The organism is Brevundimonas sp. (assembly GCF_018608325.1).
GTDB lineage: Bacteria > Pseudomonadota > Alphaproteobacteria > Caulobacterales > Caulobacteraceae > Brevundimonas.
Window position 1 is genome coordinate 5,968 of sequence record NZ_JABAZW010000140.1, and the last position, 8,158, is coordinate 14,125.

At 66.3% G+C, this 8,158-nt stretch carries 7 protein-coding genes and 2 pseudogenes; 2 read left to right on the top strand and 7 right to left on the bottom strand.

All coding sequences use genetic code 11. From position 1 onward, the window contains the following. From QZ281_RS13695 to QZ281_RS13705, 3 genes and pseudogenes are all read right to left on the bottom strand, one after another. Window positions 1-287, bottom strand: a pseudogene (locus QZ281_RS13695) (cobaltochelatase subunit CobS); the annotation flags it as partial. 9 nt (window positions 288-296) lie between these two features. Next, a complete protein-coding gene (locus QZ281_RS13700) occupies window positions 297-1,397 on the bottom strand; it encodes an FAD-dependent monooxygenase (RefSeq protein WP_292229257.1) in 1,101 nt (366 codons plus the stop codon). Between the two features lie 29 nt (window positions 1,398-1,426). Beyond that, on the bottom strand, window positions 1,427-1,855 hold the full coding sequence (locus QZ281_RS13705; protein WP_292229259.1) for an organic hydroperoxide resistance protein: 429 nt from the start codon (window positions 1,853-1,855) through the stop codon (window positions 1,427-1,429). 149 nt (window positions 1,856-2,004) lie between these two features. Here QZ281_RS13705 and QZ281_RS13710 point away from each other — a divergent pair, with 149 nt between their 5' ends. Both QZ281_RS13710 and prfB read left to right on the top strand, forming a co-directional pair. Next, a complete protein-coding gene (locus QZ281_RS13710) occupies window positions 2,005-4,425 on the top strand; it encodes a penicillin-binding protein 1A (RefSeq protein WP_363297975.1) in 2,421 nt (806 codons plus the stop codon). 106 nt (window positions 4,426-4,531) lie between these two features. Continuing rightward, a protein-coding gene (gene prfB / locus QZ281_RS13715) for a peptide chain release factor 2 (protein WP_292229261.1) occupies window positions 4,532-5,654 on the top strand; the annotation gives its coding sequence in 2 pieces (ribosomal slippage) (window positions 4,532-4,600 and window positions 4,602-5,654; 1,122 coding nt in all). Between the two features lie 75 nt (window positions 5,655-5,729). On the opposite strand, the gene QZ281_RS13720 is transcribed toward prfB, so the two are convergent. The 4 genes and pseudogenes from QZ281_RS13720 to QZ281_RS13735 form a co-directional block, all read right to left on the bottom strand. Further along, window positions 5,730-6,266, bottom strand: a complete 537-nt coding sequence (locus tag QZ281_RS13720; protein WP_292229263.1) for a polymer-forming cytoskeletal protein — start codon at window positions 6,264-6,266, stop codon at window positions 5,730-5,732. Continuing rightward, window positions 6,250-7,398, bottom strand: coding sequence for a peptidoglycan DD-metalloendopeptidase family protein (locus QZ281_RS13725; protein WP_292229265.1), 1,149 nt, complete (start codon window positions 7,396-7,398; stop codon window positions 6,250-6,252). Before QZ281_RS13725 ends, QZ281_RS13720 begins: the two co-directional genes overlap by 17 nt. A 167-nt stretch (window positions 7,399-7,565) precedes the next feature. Continuing rightward, window positions 7,566-8,033, bottom strand: a complete 468-nt coding sequence (gene bcp, locus QZ281_RS13730) for a thioredoxin-dependent thiol peroxidase (protein ID WP_292229267.1) — start codon at window positions 8,031-8,033, stop codon at window positions 7,566-7,568. Further along, window positions 8,033-8,158, bottom strand: a pseudogene (locus tag QZ281_RS13735) (tyrosine--tRNA ligase); the annotation flags it as partial. The pseudogene QZ281_RS13735 and the gene bcp, both read right to left, overlap by 1 nt.

Genomic DNA, 8,158 nt, shown 5'->3' on the forward strand with positions numbered 1-8,158 from the left:
GGCCAGTTCAGGCGGGCGGCGACCTGTTCGATGTGGGTCGACTTGCCGGTGCCGTGATAGCCCTGGACCATGACGCGGCGGTCGAAGGCGAAGCCCGCGGCGATGGCGATGGTCGTCTGAGGATCGAAGCGATAGGCCTCGTCGATCTCGGGCACATGGCTGTCGCGCTCGTTGAAGGCGGGCACAGTCATGTCGCTGTCCACGCCGAACGCTTCGCGCAGCGTCACACGGCGGTGGGGTTCAAGCGTCAGCAGCGGATCGGGGGAGGCGTCGAGCGGCGAGGTCATGGGCTCCGATTAGCGCAGTGGGATCGGGTGGTCGAGGCCCATGCCGACACGAAGCGCACGGTTGATCAAACCGGGGAAACGCGTGGCGATCGGGGGCAGGGTGCGCTTGGCAGCATCCGCGATGAAACTGTCGTCCGTGACGAAGCGGGTGATGGCGCGGATGGTCTTTACGACGGCGGCGTCGGCGGGGCGGCGCAGGCGGTCATAGTCGTCGATGCGGCTGGTTTCACCGCTCAGGAAATCCGCCGCGCAGGCCGAGAAGACCCAGGCGTCCTCTATGCCCAGGTTCATGCCGCGCCCGCCGATGGGGGAATGGATGTGGGCCGCATCTCCGCCCAGCGCGATCCGACCGACAGACAGGCGGTCAGCGATGCGATGCGACACGGTGAAATCGCTCTGCCAGCGGATTGCGCCCAGCCGCCAATCCTTGGGAATGCTGTCCATCAGTGGTTGGCCGAAGGTGAACAGGCGCACGGTCCGGCCCGCATAGGGCAGGCAGATGAAGGCGCGGCCCGAGCCGAAATTGACCCAGACCTGATCCGTCGGCGGCCCCTCGATGTCTACATCCATCAGATGCCAGGGCCGGGATGCGCTGTCGCCGGGAAAGCCGATGTTCAGGGCGTGGCGTGCGACGGAATGGGCGCCGTCAGCAGCGAACAGCAGCGGGGCGGTCAGCATCTCACCATCCGCAAACACGGCGGTGACGGCGTCGTCGGTCTGGCTGAGGCCGGTCAGGGCGCGGCCGCGTTCGACGGCGACACCCAGAGCAGACAGGGCCTCGATCAGATGCGCCTCGGACCGGGCCTGGGGCAGGATGGTCATGGGATAGGGCGACCCCATCCGGCGCCAGTCGGGGGTGACGGTCGCCAGCGGCGAGCCCTCGTAAAACAGGCGGATGCCGTCGACCTTATTGCCCTCGGCGACAATGGCGGCGGCGACGCCGCTGTCTGTCAGCAGTTCAAGGGTGCGCGGGCTGACCGCCAGTGCGCGCGAGGTGGGGTGTGGTCCTGCTTCGGCATCCAGAATGCGCGCCGAGACGCCGCGACGGGTCAGGAAGAGGGCTGCGGCCAGTCCGACAGGACCGGCGCCTATGATTAACACGGGCCGCATGGCGTGCGTCCCCCTTCCTGATGGGCGTGTCAGGCGGCTGTCAGTTTCACATCGACATTGCCGCGTGTGGCGTTGGAGTAGGGGCAGACCTGGTGCGCCTTCTGGATCAGGTCGTCGATGACCGCCTGCTCAAGTCCGTGATCCGAAATATTCAGTTCGACATCCAGGTTGAAGCCTTCGCCCCTGGTGTTCTTGCCGAAGCCGATGCCGGCGGTGATCTTGGTGTCAGGGCCGACGGGCGTGCCCGCCTTGCCGCTGACCAGACGCAGGGCGCCTAGGTAGCAGGCGGCGTAGCCGGTGGCGAACAGCTGTTCCGGGTTGGTCCCGTCGCCGCCCTTGCCGCCCATTTCCTTGGGCGTGGACAGCCTTACATCGATTTTTCCGTCGTCGGTCGCCGAACGGCCGTCTTCGCGGCCGCCGCCCGAGGCGGTGGCGTGGGCGCGGTACAGAACTTCCATGGTCTGGCTCCTATCAATGGGAATGACTGAGATGGGCGTCTAACGACCCAGCGGAAGGGGCGTTGCAAACAAGGCGCGGCGCGGGCTCTAGCGGAATAGCCCCGACGCGGGCTAAAGCAGGCTTTCGAGACGCGTCGTCGGAGTACGAAGTGAAGATTGCGGAACGCTGGTTCGTATGGGCGGGCATGGTCTTGTTGGGCGGCATCGCCCTGGCGGGGCTGGTTGTCGCCGTCTATGCGGCGTGGCTGTTCCACGACCTGCCGGATGCGTCCGAACTGGCGGACTATACGCCGCCGACTGCCACGCGGGTCTATGCCGGGGACGGCACTCTGATCGGCGAGTTTTCTGACGAACGGCGGATTTTCGTCTCCTATGACCAGATTCCCGCGACGGTGGTTCACGCCTTCCTGGCGGCGGAAGACAGCAACTTCTTCCAGCATGGCGGCATCGACGTGGGCGGCATCGGCCGGGCCTCGATCAAGAACGTCTTCAATCTGGCGTCGGGTCGTCGTCTGGAAGGTGGCTCGACCATCACCCAGCAGGTGGCCAAGAACGTCCTGCTGACCAACGAATCCAGCCTGAACCGCAAGCTGAAGGAAGCCATCCTGGCCAGCCGCCTGGAGGCCAGCCTGTCCAAGGAGCGGATCCTTGAGCTGTATCTGAACGAAATCTTCCTGGGCTATCGGTCGTATGGCATCGCCTCTGCGGCCTATAATTATTTCGGCAAGTCGCTGAACCAGCTGACGCCGGACGAGGCGGCCTTCCTTGCGTCCCTGCCCAAGGGGCCGAACAACTATCATCCCAAGCGTCACCCCGAAGCGGCCCTGGGCCGTCGCAACTGGGTGCTGGGCGAGATGGGCCAGAACGGCTGGCTGACCCCGGCCCAGGTCGCCGAGGCGCGCGCCCGCCCCCTGACCACCCAGGATGCGCCCAAGCGCGCCGAATATCAGGACGCCGACTTCTTCGTCGAAGAGGCCCGCCGTCAGGCCGCCGCCAATCCCAAGTTCGGCGAGCAGCTGCGCGCAGGCGGCTTCTATATGCGCACGACGCTGGACCCGACGCTGCAGACGGCTGCGCGCGAGGCCCTGATGCAGGGGCTGGAAAACTATGACCGCCGCCACGGATGGCGCGGGGGCTGGGGCACCACCGACTTCGCCGACGGCTGGCAGGCCGCCGCGCTGAAGGAACAGGCGCCGCCCGAACGCCGCACCTGGGAAGCCGCCGCCATCGACAGCGTCAGCGGCAACAGCGTGCGCATCATCACGGCCAAGGGCAATGAAGCGGGCAATCTGATCCCCGGCGACGCCGCCTGGGCCAACGCCAACCGGCAACTGCGTCGCGGCGAGCTGATCTTCGTCGAGAAGAAGGGCGGCCAGTTCGCCCTGAAACAGGTGCCGCGCGTCAACGGCGCCCTGGTGGCGGTGGAGCCGCAGTCGGGACGGGTGCTGGCCATGGTCGGCGGCTATTCCTACGCGCTGTCGAGCTTCAACCGTGCGACCCAGGCCAAGCGTCAGCCGGGCTCGGCGTTCAAGCCCTTCGTCTATGCCACGGCGCTGGAGGGCGACTTCAGCCCGGCCTCGATCGTGCTGGATGCGCCGATCAGCTTCGCAGGCGGGCCGAACGGCCAGCGCTGGACGCCTGAAAACTACAGCCGCCAGTATTATGGTCCGCAGACCCTGCGACGCGGGCTGGAGCTGTCGCGCAACGTCATGACCGTGCGTCTGGCCTCGACCGTCGGCATGAACAAGATTGTGGCCCTGTCGGACAAGATGGGCCTTCCCGGCCTGTCGCCGAACCTGTCAGTGTCGCTGGGCGCGGGCGAGGTGACGCCGCTGGACATCACGACCGCCTACGCCGCCTTCGCCAATGGCGGGCGCAGGGTGAACCCCTATCTGATCGACTATGTGCAGGACCGTCACGGCGAGACGATCTTCCGCGCCGACGACCGCACCTGCCGCGAATGCGGACGGGGCTTCTCGGGCCAGGAATCGCCGCGCCTGCAACCGCGTGGAACCCAGGTCATCGACCCGATCACCGCCTATCAGATGAGCTCGATGCTGGAAGGCGTGGTCCAACGCGGCACCGCCGCCAGCGCACGCGGCCTGGGCCGCTGGGTCGCAGGCAAGACGGGCACGACCAACGAGTACCGCTCGGCCTGGTTCGTCGGCTTCACGACCGACATCGTGGTCGGGGTCTTCATCGGCTTTGACGACAACCGTTCGCTGGGGTCCGGGGAAGCAGGCGCCTCGGCGGCTGTGCCGGTCTTCACCCAGTTCATGCAGACGGCGCTGAAAGAGCGTCCGGCCCGCCCGTTCGTGCGGCCCAAGAATGCGATCTTCCGTGTCGTGAACGGCATTGAAGAAGCCTTCCGTCCCGGCACCGAGCGCCAGGCCCCGGCGGTCGAAGCGCCGACCGCGCCTGTCGGTCCTCAGAACTACAACGACGTCGTGCGCCGTGAGCAGGAGGCGCGCTTCAACGCCGGGGCTTCTACGCCGCCGCCGACACAGGCCGCTCCACCGCCCATTCCCCAACGCCGCGAACCGGCCGAGGACTTGAGCGGATTGTATTGAGGCCTTAGGTAGGGCCTTCGAACGGCGCGTCTTCGGGCGCGCCGTTTTCGTTCTTTGTCGCCCTGTCGCACAGACGTCAGGGCTTTTTCTGTCGCTGGAGATTGCGATGAGACCGGATGTCGAGGCCATGAAGGCCGACATCGAGCAGAGCGTCGCTCTGCTCAGGAGGCGTCTTTGACTGGGATGTCGCTCTAAGAAAGCTCGATGAGCTGAACGCGCGGGTCGAAGACCCGACGCTGTGGGACAAACCGGACGAGGCCCAGGCCGTCAGCCGCGATCGCTCGCAGCTGGAAGCCAAGATCAACACCGTCAAGGCGATGGAGCAGGACCTCGAAGACGGGGTCATGCTGGCCGAGATGGCGGATGAGGAAGGCGACGAGGGCGCGCTGGAAGACGCGCGTGCGTCGCTGCGCGGCATCAAGGAACGCGCGGCCCGCGCCGAGCTGGAAGCCCTGCTGTCCGGCGAGGCTGACAGCAATGACGCCTATCTGGAAGTGAACTCCGGCGCTGGCGGCACCGAGTCCAACGACTGGGCCGGAATGCTGCTGCGCATGTATTCGCGGTGGGCCAAGGCGCACGGCTATGAAGTCACGATCGAGGCCCACGAAGAGGGCGAACAGGCGGGCGTGAAGTCGGCGACGATCCTGATCGAAGGCCCCAACGCCTATGGCTGGCTGAAGTCGGAATCGGGCGTGCACCGTCTGGTCCGCATCAGCCCCTATGACGCGGCGGCCAAGCGCCACACCAGCTTCGCCTCCATCGGGGTGTCGCCGGTCGTGGATGACACGATCGAGATCGACATCAACCCCTCGGACGTGCGCACCGACACTTATCGTGCGTCCGGCGCAGGCGGTCAGCACATCAACAAGACGGACTCGGCGGTGCGTCTGACCCACACCCCGACCAATACGGTTGTGGCCTGTCAGGCGGGCCGGTCGCAGCATCAGAACCGGGAAATGGCCTGGAAGATGCTGCGGGCGCGTCTGTACGAACTGGAGCTGCAAAAGCGTGAAGCGGCGGCTCAGGCTCTGGCCGACGCCAAGACGGACATCGGCTGGGGTCACCAGATCCGATCCTATGTCCTGCAGCCGTATCAGATGGTGAAGGACCTGCGGACCGAGGTTGAAACCTCGGACACCCAGGGCGTCCTGGATGGTGATCTGGACCAGTTCATGGGCGCGGCCCTGGCGGCGCGTGTCGGTGAGACGCGCGGCTCCAGCGTCGACTGATCGCCGCACAGGCTGAACGAAAAAGAGGCGGCTCGGAAACGGGCCGCCTCTTTCAATTCCGGCGCTGAATGGCGGCTATTCGGCGGGAATGGGCTCAGGCGCGCTCTGGGCGGCGGGCGTGGTCAGGACGGGCGTGACGACAGGTCCAGAGACGGGGGCTGGGGTTGGGGCAGCGACTGCAGCCGGTCGCTGAGCCTGGGTGACACGGCCCTGAAAGAAGGCGCCGACGTCGATGGACAACTGCTCCGCCGAGATGTCGCCTTCCAGATGGGCGGTCGAGACCAGTTTGATCTGCTTGCCCTTCACCCCGCCCAGCACGCGGCCGCGCACCTCGATGGTGTCAGCGGCGATGCTGCCCTCGACTTCGCCTGTTTCGCCGACAACCAGGCGGCCGACGCGGACATCGCCCTTCACCTGTCCGTCAATCTGCAGGTCGCCAGCGCCCGTGATCTGACCCTCGAACACCAGGTCGGCGGACAGGGTGGACAGGCTGCGCACCGGCGTCTCAGCGGGCTCTGTGCTGGGCGGCGGCGGCATGTCGGGCAGGGGCGGGATGACTGTCGGGCCGGGACGGAAGGCGCGGTCGGCGGGTTTGCTAGTCTTGTTGAACAAGTTGATCTCCTGCTCTGAGGAAGCGTGCGGGATTCTGGGGGCGGCCGTTCAGCCAGACTTCGTAGTGAAGATGGACGCCGGTGGAGCGCCCGGTGGTGCCCATGGCGCCGACACGCTGGGCCAGGGCGACCGGCTGGCCGGTTTCGACGCCCAGGGTGTTCAGATGGGCGTAGCGGGTCTTGAAGCCGTTGCCGTGGTCGATCTCGACCGTATTGCCATAGCCCGTGCGCACCCCCGCGAAGGAAACGATGCCCGGCGCGGTCGAGTAGATCGGCGTGTTCAGCCCGGCGGCGAAATCCTGGCCCTCATGGATGGCGGGGCGGCCATCGAACGGATCAATGCGGACGCCGAAGCCGGACGTGGTGCGTGATGCCGTGGGGCGGTTGAACGGCAGGGCGTCGGCGGCGCGCGACATGTTGCGCAGACTGTGCAGCGACCGGGCGGCATGGCGGATGCGCACGGCGAACGGCTCGTCCACATCCAGAATGGCGGCCAGGGCGCGGGGATCACGCGCCTCGATCAGCGGACCGCCCAGGGCCTGATTGGCGTCGGGCGTATAGGCGGCGGGGTTCAGACCAGCCAGACGGAAGGCGAGGCGCAAGCGCTCGCCGCGCGTTTGGGCGAAGGTCTCGGCGCGGTCCAGCAGCCGTTCCTGATCCATGCGGACGGCGATGATGCGCTGGATCGGATTGGTGCTGTTAGAGGGCGGCGCCGGAGCCAGGGCTTCTGCGGCGCCTTCGACGCCGTTGAGGTTCTGCATGACCGAGGTTAGCGCGGCGTGGCGGCGCTCGATCAGGTCCAGCGTCTGCTCCATGCCTCCGCTGGAGGCGGACATCCGGGCGACGGCGCTTTCCAGACGGGCCTGAAGGTCGGCGTTCAGCCGCTCGGATGCGGCGCGCGCCTGCATCACCTGGGCGTCGGCGCGCTGGACGCTGATCAGGTTGAAAACGAAGGCGCCGGAGGCGATCGCCAGCCAGACCAGACCTGCCACGGCGGCAACGCCGATGATGACCTGATGACGGGTGGTCAACGCCCAGGCGCGGATGTCGTCGTGGGTGCGAAGATAGAGATAGCGGATGGGCAGCCGTCGCTCGACAAACGACCCCTGCTGCGGCTGTTCCGTCTCTGGCATGTGCAACGCCCCCACGTTGAGGCGCGCAGTTATTCAGGCAAATGCGAACGCTGCAATATGATTTGCGTTCTGCAGGGCCGGAAACCGGCGCGGGCAGGTCGTTCGAAGGCGTAATTCTTCTGATCGAAACTCAGAGAAACTGTCGCACGCCGCGTGCGGCGCAGACGTCAGGCGATGGCGCGGGCGGCGTCCAGAACGGCTTCGGCGTGGCCTGCGACCTTCACATTGCGCCAGACGCGGGCGACCTTGCCCTCGGCGTCGATCAGGAAGCTGGCGCGCTCGATGCCCATATATTCGCGGCCATACAGCTTCTTCTGCACCCAGACGCCCCAGGCCTCGCAGGCCGCGCCGTCTTCATCCGAGGCCAGGATCAGGTTCAGTTCATGCTTGGCCTTGAACCTGTCGTGCTTCTTCACCGTATCCTTGGACACGCCGATGACCGGCACGCCCAGAGCAGCGAAGTCAGAGGCCAGGGCGGTGAAGTCCAAGGCCTCACGCGTGCAGCCGGTCGTGTCGTCCTTGGGATAGAAATAGACCACGGCAGGCTTGCCCTTCAGGGCAGCAAGCGACACCTGCCCACCGTTGTCGGTCGGCAGGTTCAGGACAGGGGCGGATTGGCCTTCGGTTGCGGACATTAAACGGGCTTCACCAGAACGATCTTCTTCTTGCCCGCCGCCAGTTTGATGACGCCGTCGGTGACATCGGCTTCGGTCAGAATTTGCGCGCCATCGGCGATCGAGGCGTCGTTCAGGCGCAGGCC